General features: G+C 69.9%; 14 protein-coding genes and 3 rRNA genes. 10 read left to right on the plus strand and 7 right to left on the minus strand.

The genetic code is table 11. The features are described 5' to 3' along the window. The 6 genes from JKP75_RS19845 to egtE all read left to right on the plus strand — a co-directional run. Nucleotides 1–259, plus strand: a 259-nt coding sequence (locus JKP75_RS19845) for a hypothetical protein (RefSeq protein WP_207147499.1), incomplete at its 5' end; no start/stop codon positions are given. A gap of 89 nt (nt 260–348) precedes the next feature. Further along, nucleotides 349–1,098 (plus strand): DUF4397 domain-containing protein, encoded by a 750-nt coding sequence (locus JKP75_RS18485; RefSeq protein ID WP_200493389.1) that lies wholly within the window; start codon nt 349–351, stop codon nt 1,096–1,098. A gap of 258 nt (nt 1,099–1,356) precedes the next feature. Beyond that, entirely contained in the window at nt 1,357–1,764 is a 408-nt protein-coding gene (locus tag JKP75_RS22075; RefSeq protein WP_309229369.1) for a class F sortase, read from the plus strand. Between the two features lie 300 nt (nt 1,765–2,064). Then, nucleotides 2,065–2,409, plus strand: coding sequence for a sigma-70 family RNA polymerase sigma factor (locus JKP75_RS22080; protein WP_309230023.1), 345 nt, complete (start codon nt 2,065–2,067; stop codon nt 2,407–2,409). Further along, a complete protein-coding gene (locus tag JKP75_RS18500) occupies nt 2,390–3,127 on the plus strand; it encodes an anti-sigma factor (RefSeq protein WP_200489696.1) in 738 nt (245 codons plus the stop codon). Before JKP75_RS22080 ends, JKP75_RS18500 begins: the two co-directional genes overlap by 20 nt. 30 nt (nt 3,128–3,157) lie before the next feature. Continuing rightward, nucleotides 3,158–4,294 carry an ergothioneine biosynthesis PLP-dependent enzyme EgtE gene (egtE, locus tag JKP75_RS18505; RefSeq protein ID WP_200491261.1) on the plus strand — a complete coding sequence of 379 codons (1,137 nt, stop codon included), beginning with the start codon at nt 3,158–3,160 and terminating at the stop codon, nt 4,292–4,294. 36 nt (nt 4,295–4,330) lie between these two features. Here the strand turns inward: egtE and JKP75_RS18510 are convergent, their stop codons facing one another. Beyond that, nucleotides 4,331–4,639: a DUF4333 domain-containing protein gene (locus tag JKP75_RS18510; protein ID WP_200489697.1), complete on the minus strand. Its 309-nt coding sequence runs from the start codon at nt 4,637–4,639 to the stop codon at nt 4,331–4,333. Nucleotides 4,640–4,796: 157 nt separating this feature from the next. Between JKP75_RS18510 and JKP75_RS18515 the strand changes: the two genes are divergently transcribed. Genes JKP75_RS18515 through JKP75_RS18525 form a run of 3 tightly spaced genes read left to right on the plus strand, consistent with a single transcriptional unit; the run spans nt 4,797 to nt 6,780 of the window. Continuing rightward, a complete protein-coding gene (locus tag JKP75_RS18515; protein ID WP_200489698.1) occupies nt 4,797–5,159 on the plus strand; it encodes a GntR family transcriptional regulator in 363 nt (120 codons plus the stop codon). After that, nucleotides 5,156–6,088, plus strand: a complete 933-nt coding sequence (locus JKP75_RS18520) for an ABC transporter ATP-binding protein (protein WP_200489699.1) — start codon at nt 5,156–5,158, stop codon at nt 6,086–6,088. The genes JKP75_RS18515 and JKP75_RS18520 overlap by 4 nt, the downstream gene beginning before the upstream one ends. Further along, the gene (locus JKP75_RS18525; RefSeq protein WP_200489700.1) at nt 6,085–6,780 is read left to right on the plus strand and encodes a hypothetical protein; all 696 of its coding nucleotides are present in this window, start codon (nt 6,085–6,087) and stop codon (nt 6,778–6,780) included. Before JKP75_RS18520 ends, JKP75_RS18525 begins: the two co-directional genes overlap by 4 nt. 426 nt (nt 6,781–7,206) lie before the next feature. Here the strand turns inward: JKP75_RS18525 and rrf are convergent. The 5 genes from rrf to JKP75_RS18550 form a co-directional block, all read right to left on the minus strand. Next, nucleotides 7,207–7,323 (minus strand): 5S ribosomal RNA (gene rrf, locus JKP75_RS18530). Between the two features lie 107 nt (nt 7,324–7,430). Next, nucleotides 7,431–10,550, minus strand: a 23S ribosomal RNA gene (locus tag JKP75_RS18535). Between the two features lie 492 nt (nt 10,551–11,042). Beyond that, nucleotides 11,043–12,561: ribosomal RNA gene (locus JKP75_RS18540) — 16S ribosomal RNA — on the minus strand. Together the 16S, 23S and 5S rRNA genes form the textbook arrangement of a ribosomal RNA operon. Before the next feature lie 407 nt (nt 12,562–12,968). After that, on the minus strand, nt 12,969–13,598 hold the full coding sequence (locus tag JKP75_RS18545) for an alpha-ketoglutarate-dependent dioxygenase AlkB (protein ID WP_200489701.1): 630 nt from the start codon (nt 13,596–13,598) through the stop codon (nt 12,969–12,971). A 61-nt stretch (nt 13,599–13,659) separates the two neighbouring features. Next, complete coding sequence (locus JKP75_RS18550; RefSeq protein ID WP_200489702.1) at nt 13,660–15,876, minus strand: RecQ family ATP-dependent DNA helicase; 2,217 nt, start codon at nt 15,874–15,876, stop codon at nt 13,660–13,662. A 79-nt stretch (nt 15,877–15,955) separates the two neighbouring features. On the opposite strand from JKP75_RS18550, the gene JKP75_RS18555 reads away from it, so the two are divergent. Continuing rightward, entirely contained in the window at nt 15,956–16,789 is an 834-nt protein-coding gene (locus JKP75_RS18555) for a histidinol-phosphatase HisJ family protein (RefSeq protein ID WP_200489703.1), read from the plus strand. A gap of 3 nt (nt 16,790–16,792) precedes the next feature. Here JKP75_RS18555 and JKP75_RS23520 read toward each other — a convergent pair whose 3' ends face one another. Then, complete coding sequence (locus JKP75_RS23520; protein ID WP_200493390.1) at nt 16,793–18,466, minus strand: signal peptidase I; 1,674 nt, start codon at nt 18,464–18,466, stop codon at nt 16,793–16,795. Between the last annotated feature and the right edge of the window lie 32 nt (nt 18,467–18,498).

An 18,498-nucleotide genomic window follows, 5' to 3' on the forward strand; every position in this document is an offset into this window, starting at 1 on the left:
GCTGGTGCGCGCCAGCATTCGACGCCTGGCTTCCAGTCGTCAACAACACGCGGCGCTGGCAGGCGCCTGTGCACAACCGGGTGCGGATGATCGTGCCTGTTCTGTTCAAGGACTGCGCAGGAGGTGGACGCTCAACGCCCGGCGCTGCCGCAACTTCCTGCAGTTCGACGGTGACCTCTCTCGCAGCAACCTGGCTGGCAGGTGGAGTCATGGCACCGGCGCGCGCTCTCGCCTGCGTCCTGGCTTCGATCTGCCCTGAAGGTAAGAGGGACCTGACCAAACGGCGGCTACGTGAGGCTGGTGGTGCCGAAGCTCGCGGCTCATCGAGCGAAGGCGTCCTGACCGTGGGTGGCGCCAGCGGCGCATCCCGGCCGCTATCCAGCCGGTGGTCAGGCTACGCACGCTGGGCGGCGGTCGCCTCGACCGCTGCGCGCCGTCGCGCCGGCTGATCAACCACCTGCGGCGGGCGCGGCGACGCCGTGCACCGAGATCAGCAGCTGCCTCACCGACCCGCTGACCCTCCCGGCGGGCGCCTACGACCTGGCCCTGTTCCCGGCCGACGCCCCCGACGGCTCCGGCGAGCCGCTGCTCAAGGCCGACGACGTCGCCGTCCCGGCCGGTGCGAACGCCACCGTGGTCGCCCACCTCAAGGAGGACGGCAGCCCGACGCTGACGCCGTTCGTCAACGACACCTCCGCCGTCCCGGCCGGCCAGGCCCGCGTGACCGTGCGGCACACCGCCGCCGCGCCCGCCGTCGACGTGCGCGCCGGTGGCACCGCCCCCCTGCCCGCGCCGGCCAGCACGATCACCGCCGATGTCGTGCTCGCGGGCACCGACACCGTCGCCATCGGCCCGGCCGACCTGACCCTGGCCGAGGGCACCTCGACCATCGTGTACGCCTGGGGCAACGGTGAGGCCGGCTACGACCTCGCCGTCCAGACCATCGACGGCATGCACTCGATGCCCGCCGGTGTCCCCGGTGGCTCGGCCGGCCTGGCCGACCAGGACAGCTCGCTGCCGGCGGTCGCCGCGCTCTCGGTGGCCGGCCTCGCCGTCGCCGGCGCCGGTGCCCTCCGCGTCGCCCGCAACCGCGGCTGACCGGGTAGATCCGATGCGACCCGCCGCCGCCTCCGCCGTCCTGGGCCTCGCCCTGGCCGTCGGCGCCCCCACCGCCTGGGCGCTGACCCGGCCGGAGGCGGCGGCGGGCATCCCCGTGGAGCAGGCCCTCCCCGCGCCGGCCGCCCCCGCCGGCGCGGGGGCCTGCCCGCCCTCCCGACGGTCACCGCCCGGGACGCCGCCCCCGCCGCGGCCCGCACCGCCCCCGCACCGGTCCGCGTCAGCGCGCCGGCGTGGGGCGTGGACGCCCCCGTCGACGCCGTCGGCATCGCCGCCGACGGCCAGATGGAGCTCCCCGAGGACGTCGCGCGGGTCGGCTGGTACCGGTTCGGACCGGAGCCCGGTGCCGAGGGCTCCGCGGTGATCGCCGGCCACGTCGACGACCGGGAGCAGGGCGCGGGAGCGCTGTACCCGCTCCAGGACGCCGCGGTCGGCGACGAGGTCGCCGTCACCGACGCCGCCGGCGCGGTGACCCGCTGGCGGGTCGTCTCCCGCGAGGTCATCACCAAGCAGGCGCTGCCGCTGGACCGGCTGTTCGCCCGCGAGGGCGCGCCGCGGCTCACCCTGATCACCTGCGGCGGGCCGTTCCTGCCGGAGTTCCGCAGCTACCGCGACAACGTCGTCGTGGTGGCGGAGCCGATCCCGTGAGCGGGGCGCTGGCCCTGCGGGAGCCGATCATGGGTAGCGTTCAGGCCGTGGGACACGTACCGGGGACGCGCAGCGTCGTCGACCCGGACGACGCGGAGATCGGCCGCCGCTTCGCCGCGGGTGAGGAGCAGGCGCTGGCCTGGGCCTACGAGCAGTGGGCCGGGCAGGTGCACGGCATGGCCGTGCGCGCCTTCGGCCCCGGCCCGGACGCCGAGGACGTGACCCAGCAGGTGTTCAGTCGCCGCCTGGACCGGCCGCGCCCGCTACCGCCCGGACGACTCGCCCCTGCCGGCCTGGCTCGTGGGCATCTGCCGGCACAAGATCGCCGACGCCTGGGCCAAGCGGGACAAGCAGCGCCGCGAGGCCGAGGCCGCCATGACCGAGGCGCAGGCCCGGCCCGGCGGCCCGGTGACCGCCGGCGTCGACGCCGCCGCCACCGACCGCGTGCTGCTGCTCGACGAGCTGGACCACCTCGGCCAGCCGCAGCGCGGCATCATCGAGCTCGCGTTCTTCGAGGACCTCACCCACGCGCAGATCGCCGAACGGACCGGCCTGCCGCTGGGCACGATCAAGAGCCACATCCGGCGCACACTGGAGCGCCTGCGGACCCGGTTGGAGGTGGACGGTGCAGCACTGCACGCCTGAGCAGCTGGCCCTCGCTGCCCTCCGGGAGACCCTGCCGGCCAACGAGGACGCCCATCTCGCCTCCTGCGGCTCCTGCCGCGCCGAGGTGACCGCGCTGCGTCGCGCCCCCGAGCTGCTCGCCGTCCCGCACCTCGCCGCTCCGGTCGACGACGTCCCGCCACCCCCGCAGGTCTGGCAGGCCATCGCCGCCGCGACCGGCGTGACCGCCACCCCCGCGGACCACTCGCCCGTCCGGGCCGCGCCGGCGACCCCGGCCGCGGACCCGGGGGGCACCGTGGTGCCGTTCCGCTCCCGCCGGCGACCGGTCCTGCTGACGGCGGCCGCCGTCGTCGCGGGTGCCGTGGTCGGTGCCGGTGCCGTCACCGCTGTGCAGTCGACGGGGGAGGACGGCGACTCCGTCACCAGCGTGGCGCTGGACCTGCTGCCCGAGGCCTCCGGCACCGCGGACGTCGTCGTCCGGGGCGACGGGTCGCGCGTGCTCCAGGTGGACCTGGACGCCCCGGCCCTCGAGGACGCGTACTACGAGGTGTGGGTGATCGACCGGTCCGTGCAGGGCATGCTCCCGCTCGGCGTCGTCACCCCGGGCACGCAGACGGTGGAGCTGCCCGACGGCCTCGACCTGTCCGAGTACCCGCTGGTCGACGTCTCGGTGGAGCCGCTGGACGGCGACCCCACCCACTCGGGCGTCTCGGTGGCTCGAGGGGATCTCGACGCCTGACCGGGCGGCTCGCCTAGCGTTGCCCCCGTGATGTCCTCGCCCGCCGGCTCCCTCCCGCACGACGACCTCGCCGCCGGCTGGCGGAAGGCGCGCCCGCGCCCCGCCGGACGGCACCTGGACAGCGCCGCCAGCGGCCGGCAGGGCTCCCGGGCGCTGGAGGCCGCGGCGCACCACGCGCGGCACGAGGCCGAGCTGGGCGGGTACGTCGCCCAGGCGGCCGCGGAGAACCTGCTGCAGCAGGGCCGCTCGGTGCTGGGCGGGCTGGTCGGCATGGCCGCCGCCGACGTCGCCTTCGTGGAGTCCGCGCGCGGGGCGCTCGCCGCCCTCCTCACCGGCTGGCGGCTGCCCGCCGGCACCAGGGTCGCCTGCCTGCCCGGGGAGTACGCGCCGAACATCGGGCTGCTGGGCGCTTACGCGCTGCGGCCCGAGCCGCTGCCGGTCGACGACCTCGGCCGCGCCGACCTCGAGGCCCTGGAGCGGCAGCTGGGCGCCGACCCGCCCCGCTTCGTGCACCTGGACCACGTCCCCAGCCACCGCGGGGTCCGGCAGCCGGCCGCGGAGATCGCCGCGCTGTGCCGCGCCGCGGGGGTGCCGCTGGTGCTCGACGCCGCGCAGGCGCTCGGCCACGTGGACACCGACGTGGGCGCCGACGTCGTCTACGGGACGTCGCGGAAGTGGCTGGCCGGCCCCCGCGGCGTCGGCGTGCTCGCCGCCCGGCCCGCGATCGCCGCGCAGCTGACGCCGGTGATGCCCGGCGCCGACGACCTGCCGCCGATGCGCGCCTTCGAGAGCGGCGAGGGGCACATCGCCGGGCGGATCGGGCTGATCGTCGCCGTCGGCGAGCACCTGGCCGCCGGCCCGGACCGGGTCCGCGAACGGCTGGCCGGGATCGGCCGGCACACCCGCGAGCTGCTCGACGGCCGGGGTGGCTGGACGGTGGTCGAGCCGGTGGACGAGCCGACGGCCACCACCACGCTGCGCCCGCCGGACGGGGTCGACGTCGTCGCCACCCGGGCACGCCTGCTGGCCGACCACGGGATCGTGGTCAGCGCCCTGGGCCGCGAGCGCGCACCGGGGGAGATGACCGGCCCCGTGCTCCGCGTCTCCCCGCACCTGGACGTCACGGTCGAGGACCTCGAGGCCCTGGCCGCCGCTCTCCCCGGCTAGGCCTCCCCGGGCCGGGCGGCCCCGGCTGGTCCTGGGCTAGTCGTCCTGGGGCTCGTCGTCCACCGTGACGCCGAGCTTCGTGTCGCCGTCGGTCGAGGTGACGGTGACCGTGACGCCGTACGTGGTGGGGTCGTCGCCGGCGGTCAGGGTGCACCGCGTCGACGCGCCCTCCTCCTTGTCGAGGGCGTCCGGGCACTCGATGTCCGGGCGGGTCCCGACCTCCCCCTCGAGCGCATCCTCGGCCGTCTCGGCGACCTGGTCCGAGGAGAGCGTCCCGACCCCGCAGGCGGACAGCACTGCCAGCGTCCCGCCCGCCACGAGGGTGAACAGCAGGCGACGGGCCACGGGGTCCTCCAGGGGTGTGCACGGGTGTTGCGGCGACCCTAGTGCGCGCCCGCCCCGACCCCTCCGGAGCCACCTACCTTGCGGAACCGCTCCCATCGCTTCTATGGTTTTACATGAGTAATGAACCCAGGGACCAGGCGTCCCGCGGGGTCGGCTCGTGAACGAGGAGGCCGGACCCATCTTCCGGCAGGTCGCGGCCGAGATCGAGAACGCGATCGTCGACGGCTCCCTCGCCGAGGAGAGCCAGGCCCCCTCGTCCAACGAGCTGGCCGCCTTCCACCGGATCAACCCCGCGACGGCGGCCAAGGGCCTGAACCAGCTGGTCGCCGACGGGGTCCTCTCCAAGAGACGAGGAGTCGGGATGTTCGTCGCCCCGGGCGCACGCGAGCAGCTGCTCAAGCGCCGGCGGACCGAGTTCGCCGACCAGTACGTCCGCCCGCTGCTGACCGAGGCGCAGAAGCTCGGCATCAGCACCGCGGAGCTCACCGCCATGCTGACCACCCCGGAGGACCCGCGATGACCGCGCCCCGCACCACGGCGGTGGCCACCGTCGACGACGTCACCATGCGCTTCCGCGGGCACACCGCCCTGGACGCCGTCACGACCGCCGTCGAGCAGGACTCGATCACCGGCCTGCTCGGCCGCAACGGCGCCGGCAAGACCACGATGATGCAGCTGCTCACCGGCCACCGCGTGCCGACGTCGGGCCGCATCGAGGTCTTCGGCGCGCAGCCGTACGAGAACGACGACGTCCTGCGCCGCACCTGCTTCATCAAGGAGGGGCAGCGCTACCCCGACCACTTCCGGGTCCAGGACGCCCTCGGCGCCGCGGCGATGGTCTTCCCCGAGTGGGACGACGACCTCGCAGCCTCGCTGCTGCGCGACTTCGACCTGCCCGTCAAGCGGCCGGTGAAGAAGCTCTCCCGGGGGATGACCTCGGCGGTCGGCATCATCATCGGGCTGGCCTCGCGCGCCCCGTTCACCCTCTTCGACGAGCCCTACCTGGGGCTGGACGCCGTCGCCCGGCAGCTGTTCTACGACCGACTGCTCGCCGACTACGCGGAGCACCCGCGCACGATCATGCTCTCGACGCACCTCATCGAGGAGATCGCGCCGCTGCTCGAGCGGGTGCTGCTCATCGACCGCGGCAGGGTCCTGCTCGACGCCGACACCGAGTCGCTCCGGGGCAGCGCCGTCACGGTCACCGGCCCGGTGGGCGCGGTGCAGGCCTTCGCCCGGCAGCACGACCCGCTGCACACGGAGACCCTGGCCGGCTCCAGCCGGGCGGTCGTCCGGATCGGCGGAGCCGCCGACCGCCGCGCGGCCGCCGAGCAGGGACTCACCGTCGAGCCCACCAGCCTGCAGCAGCTCGTGGTCGCGATGAGCCTGCAGACGCCCGCCACGCGCGCACCCATCCACCCCGTCGACCTCGAGGAGGTCTCCTCGTGAACCGCGTCCTCCGCGCCGGCCGCATGCACCTCGTCCACCCCCTGGTGATCCTCGGGATCCCCTGGCTGGTCGTGGGGATCAGCTTCGCGATCAACGTGGCGGTCTGGCACCTGACGCCAGCCGGCGAGGACGACGGCGGCTTCTCCGGCGGCATCCTGGCGCTCTACATCACCGTGCTGGTGGTCTACGTCCAGGCGGTGACCCAGCTGCTCCCCTTCTCGATGGGCATCAGCCTGAGCCGGCGCACGTTCTACCTCGGGACGGCGCTCGTGGCCGCGGCCCAGGCCCTGCTCTACGGCCTGTCGATCGCCGTCCTCGTGGCGATCGAGAACGCGACCGACGGCTGGGGCGCAGGACTGAGCTTCTGGGCACCGGGGGTCTTCGAGGTGGACGACGTGTTCCTGCAGATCCTCGCGTCGGGGGCTCCGATGCTGGCGTTCATGTCCGTGGGCATCGGGATCGGCATCGTGCACCAGCGGTGGGGTCAGACCGGCACCTGGGGCTTGATGATCGGCACGCTCGTCTTCTTCGGCGGCCTGGCGATCCTGATCAGCCTCCTAGAGGCGTGGCGGACGGTCGGCGACTGGTTCGCCGACCAGTCGACGCTCGCGCTCACCGCCGGCCTGCCGCTCGCCATCGCCGCCGTCGTGGCGCTGATCTCCTACCCCGGCATCCGCCGCGTCGTGCCGTAGCCGGACGTCACCGCACTCTCGAGCCCTCGTTCCGTCACCGTGACGGAACGAGGGCTCGCCACTGCGCCACGCGCGCAGCACGCGAGCAACGCCCGGCACCGGGGGAGCGCTCACCACTCTCTCGGAGCGGTGCTCCCCGCTCCCGACCCGCCCGTACTTTCGGTACCGAAAGTCCCCTCCCAGCCGGGACTTTATGTACCGAAAGTCCCCTCCCGGCCGGGACTTTCTGTACCGAAAGCCCCCTCCCAGCCGGGACTTCATGTACCGAAAGCCCCCTGGCGGCCGGGACTTTCTGTACCGAAAGTCCGCTGGCGGCCGGGACTTTCTGTACCGAAAGTCCCCTTCCGGCCCGAACGTGGTGCAGGGGTTTCCGGGGGACGACGAAGGGGCCCCAGCACGGATGCTGGGGCCCCTTCGGGAATGGTTGTCCGGCGGCGTCCTACTCTCCCACCCCGTCTCCAGGGCAGTACCATCGGCGCTGAGAGGCTTAGCTTCCGGGTTCGGAATGTTGCCGGGCGTTTCCCTCTCGCCATGGCCGCCGTAACTCTGTGAACTTGAACCATGCCTGGTTCGTGCGTTCAGAACCGCACAGTGGACGCGAAGCAATCTTGTTATCCGGCTCTTACTCACACAGGCCCGAGTGGGTGTGTGTGGTCAAGCCCTCGGCCTATTAGTACCGGTCAGCTCCACACCTTGCGGTGCTTCCACTTCCGGCCTATCAACCCGCTGGTCTGGGCGGGGGCCTTACCCGGTTGACCCGGTGAGAGACCTCATCTTGAAGCGAGCTTCCCGCTTAGATGCTTTCAGCGGTTATCCCTGCCGAACGTAGCTAACCAGCAGTGCACCTGGCGGTACAACTGGCACACCAGAGGTTCGTCCGTCCCGGTCCTCTCGTACTAGGGACAGCTCTTCTCAAGTCTCTTACGCGCACGGCGGATAGGGACCGAACTGTCTCACGACGTTCTAAACCCAGCTCGCGTACCGCTTTAATGGGCGAACAGCCCAACCCTTGGGACCTACTCCAGCCCCAGGATGCGACGAGCCGACATCGAGGTGCCAAACCATCCCGTCGATATGGACTCTTGGGGAAGATCAGCCTGTTATCCCCGGGGTACCTTTTATCCGTTGAGCGACACCGCTTCCACATGCCGGTGCCGGGTCACTAGTCCCAGCTTTCGCTCCTGCTCGACCCGTCGGTCTCACAGTCAAGCTCCCTTGTGCACTTGCACTCGACACCTGATTGCCAACCAGGCTGAGGGAACCTTTGGGCGCCTCCGTTACATTTTGGGAGGCAACCGCCCCAGTTAAACTACCCACCTGACACTGTCCCTGATCCGGATCACGGACCGAAGTTAGACATCCAATTCGACCAGAGTGGTATTTCAACGATGACTCCACGAACACTGGCGTGCCCGCTTCACAGTCTCCCACCTATCCTACACAAGCCGAACCGAACACCAATATCAAGCTATAGTAAAGGTCCCGGGGTCTTTCCGTCCTGCCGCGCGTAACGAGCATCTTTACTCGTAGTGCAATTTCGCCGAGCCTGTGGTTGAGACAGCTGAGAAGTCGTTACGCCATTCGTGCAGGTCGGAACTTACCCGACAAGGAATTTCGCTACCTTAGGATGGTTATAGTTACCACCGCCGTTTACTGGCGCTTGAGTTCTGAGCTTCGCCTTACGGCTAACCCGTCCCCTTAACGTTCCAGCACCGGGCAGGCGTCAGTCCGTATACATCGTCTTACGACTTCGCACGGACCTGTGTTTTTAGTAAACAGTCGCTTCTCACTGGTCTCTGCGGCCACCCACCGCTGCCCCGCGCAAGGCGGTTGACAGTAGATGGCCCCCCTTCTCCCGAAGTTACGGGGGCATTTTGCCGAGTTCCTTAACCACAGTTCGCTCGATCGCCTTGGTATTCTCTACCTGACCACCTGAGTTGGTTTGGGGTACGGGCCGCTCGGAACTCGCTAGAGGCTTTTCTCGGCAGCATAGGATCATCCAATTCGCCTCATTCGGCTATGCGTCAGGTCTCACCCTGTATGCGGGACGGATTTGCCTACCCCGCGGGCCACACCCTTGCACCGGTACTACCACTCACCGGTAGGACTACCTTCCTGCGTCACCCCATCGCTTGCCTACTACCAGTCCGGGTCCCAGCCTCCCCACACTCGCCTCACAAGTGAGGACCGGTGGATCGGGTGGTTAGCATCGCTGGGTTCAGCATGGGCGTTCCTTCGCGGGTACGGGAATATCAACCCGTTGTCCATCGACTACGCCTGTCGGCCTCGCCTTAGGTCCCGACTCACCCTGGGCGGATTAGCCTGGCCCAGGAACCCTTGGTCTTCCGGCGGGGGAGTTTCTCACTCCCCTCTCGCTACTCATGCCTGCATTCTCACTCGCGTGGCGTCCACGGCTGGATCACTCCGCCGCTTCGACCGCCACACGACGCTCCCCTACCCATCCACACACCTGGCCGGCCCACACAAGGACCGACAGGAAAAGCATGAATGCCACGGCTTCGGCGGTGTGCTTGAGCCCCGCTACATTGTCGGCGCGGAATCACTTGACCAGTGAGCTATTACGCACTCTTTCAAGGGTGGCTGCTTCTAAGCCAACCTCCTGGTTGTCTCTGCGACTCCACATCCTTTTCCACTTAGCACACGCTTAGGGGCCTTAGCCGATGATCTGGGCTGTTTCCCTCTCGACTACGAACCTTATCGCCCGCAGTCTCACTGCCACGCTCTCACTTACCGGCATTCGGAGTTTGGTTGACGTCAGTAACCTTGTGGGGCCCATTAGCCATCCAGTGCTCTACCTCCGGCAAGAAACACGTGACGCTGCACCTAAATGCATTTCGGGGAGAACCAGCTATCACCGAGTTTGATTGGCCTTTCACCCCTACCCACAGCTCATCCCCTCAGTTTTCAACCTAAGTGGGTTCGGTCCTCCACGCGGTCTTACCCGCGCTTCAACCTGGCCATGGGTAGATCACTCGGCTTCGGGTCTAGGGCACGCGACTGAATCGCCCTGTTCGGACTCGCTTTCGCTACGGCTACCCCCCACGGGTTAACCTCGCCACGTACCACTAACTCGCAGGCTCATTCTTCAAAAGGCACGCAATCACCCCGGACCGAAATCCTAAGGCTCTCACGGCTTGTAGGCACACGGTTTCAGGTACTATTTCACTCCCCTCCCGGGGTACTTTTCACCTTTCCCTCACGGTACTTGTCCGCTATCGGTCACCAGGGAGTATTCAGGCTTAGCGGGTGGTCCCGCCAGATTCACACCGAATTTCACGGGCTCGGTGCTACTTGGGATGACGCTCGGGAGAGCACATGTTTTCGTGTACGGGGCTCTCACCCTCTACGGCGACCCCTTCCAGAGGCCTTCCACTAACACGTGCTTTTCTCACTCCCTGAGTGCTCGGCAGAACACTCGGAACGGTCCCACGACCCCGACCACACAACGCCTGCCGGCTATCACATGCGATCGGTTTAGCCTCATCCGCTTTCGCTCGCCACTACTCACGGAATCACGGTTGTTTTCTCTTCCTGTGGGTACTGAGATGTTTCACTTCCCCACGTTCCCTCCACACGCCCTATGTGTTCAGGCGCGGGTCACACCACATGACTGGTGCGGGGTTCCCCCATTCGGAAATCCTCGGATCAACGCTCGGTTGACAGCTCCCCGAGGCTTATCGCAGCCTCCTACGTCCTTCATCGGCTCCCTGGTGCCCAGGCATCCACCGTGTGCCCTTAACAACTTGGCCACACAAAAATCCCACACAACAGCGCCCGGAAGGACACCCGTCGTGCGGGCCTACAAGAACTCTCATGCAAATAAGAGTCAAAAAGATGCTCGCGTCCACTGTGCAGTTCTCAACGTACGACCAGACACCCTCCACACGACCCCGCCAGACCCGGCACCCCCACGAGGGGCCGGCGGTACGAGAAATAGGAAGGCCCTGACACGAAGAACCCGATCACCCCCGCGCACGGGGATGGTCCGCTCCCTCAGGACCCAACAGCGTGCCTACGACCAACCCACCACCACCACCCCGTTCCCCACACCCCTACCCGTCCCGAAGAACACGAAGAGATGCCGTACTAGGAGCAGCACCAGCTGCCGGCCGAACTGGTCAGCGTTCCACCCTCGAGCACCACCCAGGCACCCCGCGCACCCCCCGAAACTGGAGGGCACATCCTGGCCTGGCATGGCTCTGCACCGACAAGCTGATGCTTGCCGGCGAGTTGCTCCTTAGAAAGGAGGTGATCCAGCCGCACCTTCCGGTACGGCTACCTTGTTACGACTTCGTCCCAATCGCCGATCCCGCCTTCGACGGCTCCCTCCACAAGGGTTGGGCCACCGGCTTCGGGCGTTACCGACTTTCGTGACGTGACGGGCGGTGTGTACAAGGCCCGGGAACGTATTCACCGCAGCATTGCTGATCTGCGATTACTAGCGACTCCAACTTCATGGGGTCGAGTTGCAGACCCCAATCCGAACTGAGACCGGCTTTTTGGGATTCGCTCCACCTCGCGGTATCGCAGCCCTTTGTACCGGCCATTGTAGCATGTTTGCAGCCCTAGACATAAGGGGCATGATGATTTGACGTCATCCCCACCTTCCTCCGAGTTGACCCCGGCAGTCTCCTATGAGTCCCCACCATGACGTGCTGGCAACATAGAACGAGGGTTGCGCTCGTTGCGGGACTTAACCCAACATCTCACGACACGAGCTGACGACAACCATGCACCACCTGTGCACGGCCCTTACGGACCCACCATCTCTGGAGGATTTCCGTGCATGTCAAGCCTAGGTAAGGTTCTTCGCGTTGCATCGAATTAAGCAACATGCTCCGCCGCTTGTGCGGGCCCCCGTCAATTCCTTTGAGTTTTAGCCTTGCGGCCGTACTCCCCAGGCGGGGCGCTTAATGCGTTAGCTGCGGCACGGAACTCGTGGAATGAGCCCCACACCTAGCGCCCAACGTTTACGGCGTGGACTACCAGGGTATCTAATCCTGTTCGCTCCCCACGCTTTCGCTCCTCAGCGTCAGTTGTTGCCCAGAGACCCGCCTTCGCCACCGGTGTTCCTCCTGATATCTGCGCATTTCACCGCTACACCAGGAATTCCAGTCTCCCCTGCAACACTCTAGTCTGCTCGTATCGACTGCAGGCCTGAGGTTGAGCCTCAGGTTTTCACAGCCGACGCAACAAACCGCCTACGAGCTCTTTACGCCCAATAATTCCGGACAACGCTTGCACCCTACGTATTACCGCGGCTGCTGGCACGTAGTTGGCCGGTGCTTCTTCTGCAGGTACCGTCACTTTCGCTTCGTCCCTGCTGAAAGAGGTTTACAACCCGAAGGCCGTCATCCCCCACGCGGCGTCGCTGCGTCAGGCTTTCGCCCATTGCGCAATATTCCCCACTGCTGCCTCCCGTAGGAGTCTGGGCCGTGTCTCAGTCCCAGTGTGGCCGGTCACCCTCTCAGGCCGGCTACCCGTCGTCGCCTTGGTAGGCCACTACCCCACCAACAAGCTGATAGGCCGCGGGCCCATCCTCAGCCGATAAATCTTTCCACCACCAGACCATGCGGTCAGCAGTCACATCCGGTATTAGCCCCAATTTCTTGGAGTTATCCCAGAGCTGAGGGCAGGTTGCCCACGTGTTACTCACCCGTTCGCCACTGATCCCCCACCGAAGCGGGTTCACCGTTCGACTTGCATGTGTTAAGCACGCCGCCAGCGTTCGTCCTGAGCCAGGATCAAACTCTCCGTAGATGAATTTGAACCGGCTGAGAACCGAGAGCTAGCACTCTCGATATCAATCAACCAAAGGAATCCCAGCCGGAAACACAAAGCCCCCGGCACGGGGTATTACTTGGCACTGACTTTCGGCACGCTGTTGAGTTCTCAAAGAGCGGACGCGCACAAACTCGACCCTTCCGGGCTCCGTCTGCGGCTGGATGTCCAACACTACGCCGGTTTCCGTTGCCCCCGCCAGCGGCGGGTCCCGGTCCGGCGGAGCCTCAGCTCCGCGCGGCGCATGGAGAACACTACACGCCCTCCAGGGGGCCCTGCAGGGGGGGTCCCCCGGGGGTCCGTGGCGAGCCTCCGGGGACACCGGATCCCCGGGATTCCGGGCTTTCTGCCGTGCACGGACGTCGCGGAACGTGCTGGCGGAGGCGTCAGGCGACCCCTCGCGGGCGGAACTGGACGCTGACCCGCGGGCCCACCGGCTTGGCCGTCTTGGGGATGCAGTGCTCCCACGTGCGCTGGCAGGTACCGCCCATGACCACGAGATCGCCATGACCGAGGGGGAACCGGAGGCTCGGGCCGCCGGCGACCGGGCGCAGGAGCAACGGGCGCGGGGAACCGAAGGACACGATCGCGACCATCGTGCTGCCCGAGCGGCCGCGGCCCAGGCGGTCGCCGTGCCAGGCGACGCTGTCCCGGCCGTCCCGGTACAGGCACATGCCGGCACTGACGAACGGCTCGCCGAGCTCGGGTCCGTAGTGGACGTCCAGCGCCGTGCGGGCCGTGGTGAGCAGCGGGTGGGGCAGTACCTCGCCGGCGCCGTACCAGCGGAGCAGCCGCGGCACCGCCACCTCGCGCTCGTACATCTGGCGCCGGTCCTCGCGCCAGCCGATGTCCCCCAGCAGCACCTCGAGGACCTCGTCCGAGCCGGACACCCAGCCGGGCAGGTGGTCCACCCAGGCGCCGGCGCTCAGCTCGTGCCGCTGCACGCGGCCGGCCAGGGGTGTCAGCGTGGCCTCCTCGGCCACGTCCCACATCGACGGCTGATGGGCGAGCGTCATGCCCGGGACGCTACTCCGACTTTTCGCACATGTGTGCGAAAAGCTGTGGACGGACGTCCGGTCAGGCGGTGAGCGCGAGGGCGAAGGGCAGGACGGCCGACGCCCCGGCCCGGCGCAGCTCCCGGCCGGCCACGGTCATCGTCCAGCGGGAGTCGGCGAGGTCGTCCACGAGCAGCACCGGTCCGGAGAGCTCGGCCAGCCGGTCGCGGAGCTCGGGGCCGACGACGATCCGGTCCCACACGGCGGCCAGCCGGAAGGCGCTGTTCCCGCCGGGCTGGCCGGTCGGACCGCCGTGCGCCAGGGACAGCTCACCCAGGTAGTCCAGCCGGCCCATGCGGGCCAGCCCCTGCGCGACGCCGGTGACCAGCCGGGGCCGGCGGCGCGAGGGCACCGCGACGACGGCGACGGGGCGCTGCGCCCAGTCCCAGGCGGCGAGCACACGGGCGCAGGCGCGGAGCAGCTCCTCGTCCGGAGGGACGTCGGCGAGGTTGTGCTGCAGAGGCACGTCGAAGGCGGCGTCCGGGTCCTCCTCGATGCCCGGGGCCTCCAGGTCCACCACGCCGCCCACGCCGTCGTCACCGAGGAGGGTGCGCAGCCGCTGCCCCCAGCCCAGGTCGGTCAGCCGGGCCACGGCCCGGCCGGGCTCGAGCTGCTCGCCGGCGGCGATCTTGCCCTTGACGTCCACGCCCAGGCGGTCCGCGCCGGTGGGCCACTGGGCCCGCGGCGCGAGCTCCACGCCGGGCCGGTCGAGCGCCGCGGAGGCGGCCTCCGCGGCGGCCTCGGGCACGTCGGTCGAGTACCAGGGGCCGGCGCAGACGTCGCAGCGCCCGCAGGGGGCGGCCGTCGGGTCGTCCAGGGCGGACTGGAGGAAGGCCATCCGGCACTCGGCCTCGTCGACGGGCTTGGCGTAGGCGAGCATCGCCCGCTGCTCGGCCTCGCGCGTGCGCGTGACGCGGGAGTAGCGGTCGGCGTCGTACACCCACGGCCGCCCGGTGGAACGCCACCCGCCCTGCACCCGCTCGACCGCCCCGTCGACGGCCAGCACCTTGAGCAGCAGCTCCAGCCGGGAGCGGCGCACGTCCGCGACGGTCTCCAGCCGGGCCACCGACCAGGCCTTGCCGTCGGCCATCGCGCCGAGCACGGCGGCGGCGTGGTCCTCCCGCGGCATGGAGGACGTGGCGAACCACTGCCAGATCGCGATGTCCTCGGGCCCGGGGAGGAGCAGCACGTCGGCGTGTTCGACGGCGCGGCCGGCACGGCCCACCTGCTGGTAGTAGCTGACCGGCGAGGACGGCGCCCCCAGGTGGACGACGAAACCGAGGTCCGGCTTGTCGAAGCCCATGCCCAGCGCGGAGGTGGCGACCAGCGCCTTGACCCGGTTCTCGCGCAGCGCCTCCTCGGCGTCCTTGCGGTCGGCGTCGTCCAGCCGGCCGGTGTAGGCGCGCACCTCGTGGCCCGCGTCCCGCAGCAGGGCGGCGGTCTCCTCTGCCGCGGCCACGGTGAGCGTGTAGACGATCCCGCTGCCCGGGAGGTCGCCGATCCGGGCGGCCAGCCAGGCGAGGCGGGCGCGGTCCGAGGGCAGCCGCAGCACGCCCAGCCGCAGCGAGTCGCGGGAGAGCGGCCCGCGCACCGTCGTCACCTCGACCCCGCCGGCGCCCAGCTGCTCGGCGACGTCGTCCACCACGCGCTCGTTGGCGGTGGCGGTGGTCGCGAGCACCGGCGTCCCGGACGGCAGGGTGCCGAGCAGGTCGCGGATGCGGCGGTAGTCGGGCCGGAAGTCGTGGCCCCAGTCGGAGACGCAGTGCGCCTCGTCGACCACGACCAGACCGCAGCGGGCGACCAGCCCGGGCAGCTGCTCCTCGCGGAACCGCGGGTTCGTGAGCCGCTCGGGGGAGACGAGCAGGACGTCGACGTCGTCGGCGGCGAGGCGGGCGGCGATGTCGTCCCACTCGGTCATGTTGGCGCTGGAGATCTCCACCGCGCGGATGCCTGCACGCGCAGCGGCGGCCACCTGGTCGCGCATGAGCGCCAGCAGCGGGCTGACCAGCAGCGTCGGCCCCTTGCCGCGGCGGCGCAGCAGCGCGGTGGAGACGAAGTAGACGGCGGACTTGCCCCAGCCCGTGCGCTGCACGACCAGCGCCCGCTGCGAGCGCTCGACCAGCGCCGACACCGCGGCGTCCTGGCCCTCGCGGAAGACGGCGTCGGGGCGGCCGGTGAGCTCGCGGAGGACGGCCAGCGCCTCGTCGGCGATCTCGGACGTGGGCGCTGCGGTCGTCATGCCCCGACAGTAGGCACCGGGGACAACAGGACGGGCCCGCGAGCGGAACCGGTGGACAGCGGTGGAGAATCCACAGGCGATGGCACACCAGGGGCAGCGACCGCCGGACAACCACGTCCACACGCACTGGTCCTGGGACACCGCCGACTCCTCCACGATGCGCAAGGCCTGCGAGCGGGCCGTGCAGCTGGGCCTGCCGGCGATCGCGTTCACCGAGCACCTCGACTTCACCGTGTGGGACCCCGACGACCGGGCCACCGACGAGGGCCTGGTCGAGCGGCACGCCTCCCGGCACGCGGAGATCGACGTCGAGGGGTACTTCGCCGAGCTCGAGGACGTCCGCGGTCGGTTCCCCGAGCTGCGCATCCTGTCCGGCGTCGAGACCGGCGAGCCGCACCTGTTCGGCAGCAGCGTCGCCTCCTACCTGCGGCAGGCGCCGGTCGACCGCATCCTCGGCTCGCTGCACTCCCTCTCCCAGGGCGGCCGGCTGTACGGCGTCGGGCACCTGCTCTGGCAGGACGACGACGGCACGATGCGCCGCTACCTGGCCGAGCTGGTGGACATGGTGGAGAGCAGCGCCGTCTTCCAGGTGCTCGCGCACGTCGACTTCCCGCGCCGCTACTGGCCCGGCGGCACGCACCGGTACGTGGAGAAGGAGTTCGAGGAGGAGTACCGGGCCGTCTTCCGCGCGCTGGCCCGCTCCGGCCGGGCGCTGGAGATCAACACCAGCAGCCCGCTGGCCTCGGCCGACCAGATGCGCTGGTTCCACGAGGAGGGCGGCGAGGCGGTCAGCTTCGGCAGCGACGCGCACAGCCCGGCCGCCGTGGGGCAGAAGTTCGACCTGGCGGTCGACGTCGTGGAGGCGGCGGGCTTCCGTCCCGGTCGCGACCGGTTCGACTTCTGGCGGCGCTGAGCCTCAGGCGACGCGGGGCAGCGGCACCGTCATGGGCGCTGCCGCCCGGACCGGAGGGGGCGGCGGGGGCGGCGTCCGGGTGATCGCGGTGTCGGGAAAGACGAAGCGGTAGGTCGTCTCGTTGTCCTGGACGGCGAACACCTGGCCGTCGGGGCCCGCGTGGTGCAGCACGAGCCCGTCGACCCGCTCGGCGACGCGGCGCAGGGCGCGGGCGTCGGCGACGTCCACGACGCTGCGGCCGGCGCTGAGCCCGGTCACCGGCAGGATCCGCCCGGCGTTGCGGACGGCGAACTCGTCGGCGGCGTCGCCGGCGCGGGGCCGGCCGATCCAGCCGGCGACGGCGGTGACGACCACCGCGAGGACCAGGACGATGACGGCGATGAGTCGGGCGGCGCCGATGGGCAGGTCGACGCCGAGCAGGCCGAACGAGCGGGCGACCTCCGTGTCGACGGACACCGCGACGGTGCCGGTCGGGGCGAAGGAGCCCTCGGACGGCGGCCGCAGCGCCACGGTGTCCATGGCGAAGGTGAGCGGCGCCAGCTCGCCCGCGGTGAACTGCTCACCCTGCACCGTGCCGGTCACGTCGAGGACCGGGGTGACGAGGATGCTCGCGGAGCCGGCGGTGGCCCCGATCTCCGCGTTGTGCCGGCCGACGAGGGCGGCGGCGAGCGTGGGGTCCAGCTCGGCCGACGCGGTGGCCGTGCCGTCCACGACCGGGGCCGGGCGGCCGCTGGCGAGGGGGGCGCTCCAGCCGTCGGAGGTCGCGACGGAGAGGTCCAGCCGCACGCTGCCGTCGACGGTGTCGAGGCCGGGGGCGTCGACGGTGTGCGCGAAGGACACCGTCAGCGCGTCGACCAGCTTGGTGTAGACCGGATCGCCCGTGGTGACGGCGCCGGTCGGGTAGGTGGTCCCGACCTCGGCCGGCCCGGCGTAGGTGAAGGTGCCCTGCTGGGTGACCGGCTGGCTGCGGGCCTCCGTCTCCGTGGACGGGAGGCCGAGCAGCAGCACGCCGGAGCCCGCGGCGAGCAGGGCGACGGCGCCCGCGCCCACGGCGACCTGGCGGGCCTGGGCGCGCGTCGGCATGGAGAAGGACGCCGGCAGGGCCGGCGACGCGGGGCGCGGGAGGGACGGTCGCGCGAGGGACGGCAGGGAGGGGAAGGACGGGAGGGCGACAGCAGGCAGGGCCCGGGCGGCGCGGTGCCGTGGGGCCTTGCGGCCCGGGCGCTTGCGTCGGTGGTTGCCGAACACCCCGAAGATGCCGGCGAGGACGAGGGCGAGGGACCACGGCGAGGCGATCGCGGCCAGGACCTTCCCGCCCTGGGGCACCTGGCGGAACAGCGTGCCGAGGAGCTCGTCGGCGGTCGGCCGGTCCTGGTCGAGCCAGTCGTTGTTGTCGCCCTGGAAGACGAACCGGTCCCCCTCGACGGCGACGATCCGGTGCATGACGACGGTGTCGAGGGTCTCCGAGTAGTAGGCCGCGACGTCGCCGACCTCGTAGGAGTCGGCCGGCCGGAGCACGGCGAGGTCACCGGTGGAGAAGCCCGGTTCCATGCTGACGCCGTGGGTGGTGACGTACGTGGTGGAGCCGCCGAGCTGTGCGGGCCAGAACAACCAGGCAGCCGCCAGCACCAGCGCGGCGATCGCGCTGGTGCTGGCGGCTCTGGTTGCGGCGTTCATGCTCGCTTCCGGCTCAGGGGACGTGCGGACGG

Source organism: Blastococcus sp. TML/M2B, assembly GCF_016612865.1.
GTDB lineage: Bacteria > Actinomycetota > Actinomycetes > Mycobacteriales > Geodermatophilaceae > Blastococcus.

What these genes read in the sequence shown, in the direction of transcription:
- JKP75_RS23520 (WP_200493390.1), bottom strand. Translation starts at nt 18,466, where the DNA reads ATGAACGCCGCAACCAGAGCCGCCAGCACCAGCGCGATCGCCGCGCTG.
- JKP75_RS18550 (WP_200489702.1), bottom strand. Translation starts at nt 15,876, where the DNA reads ATGACGACCGCAGCGCCCACGTCCGAGATCGCCGACGAGGCGCTGGCC.
- egtE (WP_200491261.1), top strand. Translation starts at nt 3,158, where the DNA reads ATGTCCTCGCCCGCCGGCTCCCTCCCGCACGACGACCTCGCCGCCGGC.
- JKP75_RS18555 (WP_200489703.1), top strand. Translation starts at nt 15,956, where the DNA reads ATGGCACACCAGGGGCAGCGACCGCCGGACAACCACGTCCACACGCAC.
- JKP75_RS18545 (WP_200489701.1), bottom strand. Translation starts at nt 13,598, where the DNA reads ATGACGCTCGCCCATCAGCCGTCGATGTGGGACGTGGCCGAGGAGGCC.
- JKP75_RS18520 (WP_200489699.1), top strand. Translation starts at nt 5,156, where the DNA reads ATGACCGCGCCCCGCACCACGGCGGTGGCCACCGTCGACGACGTCACC.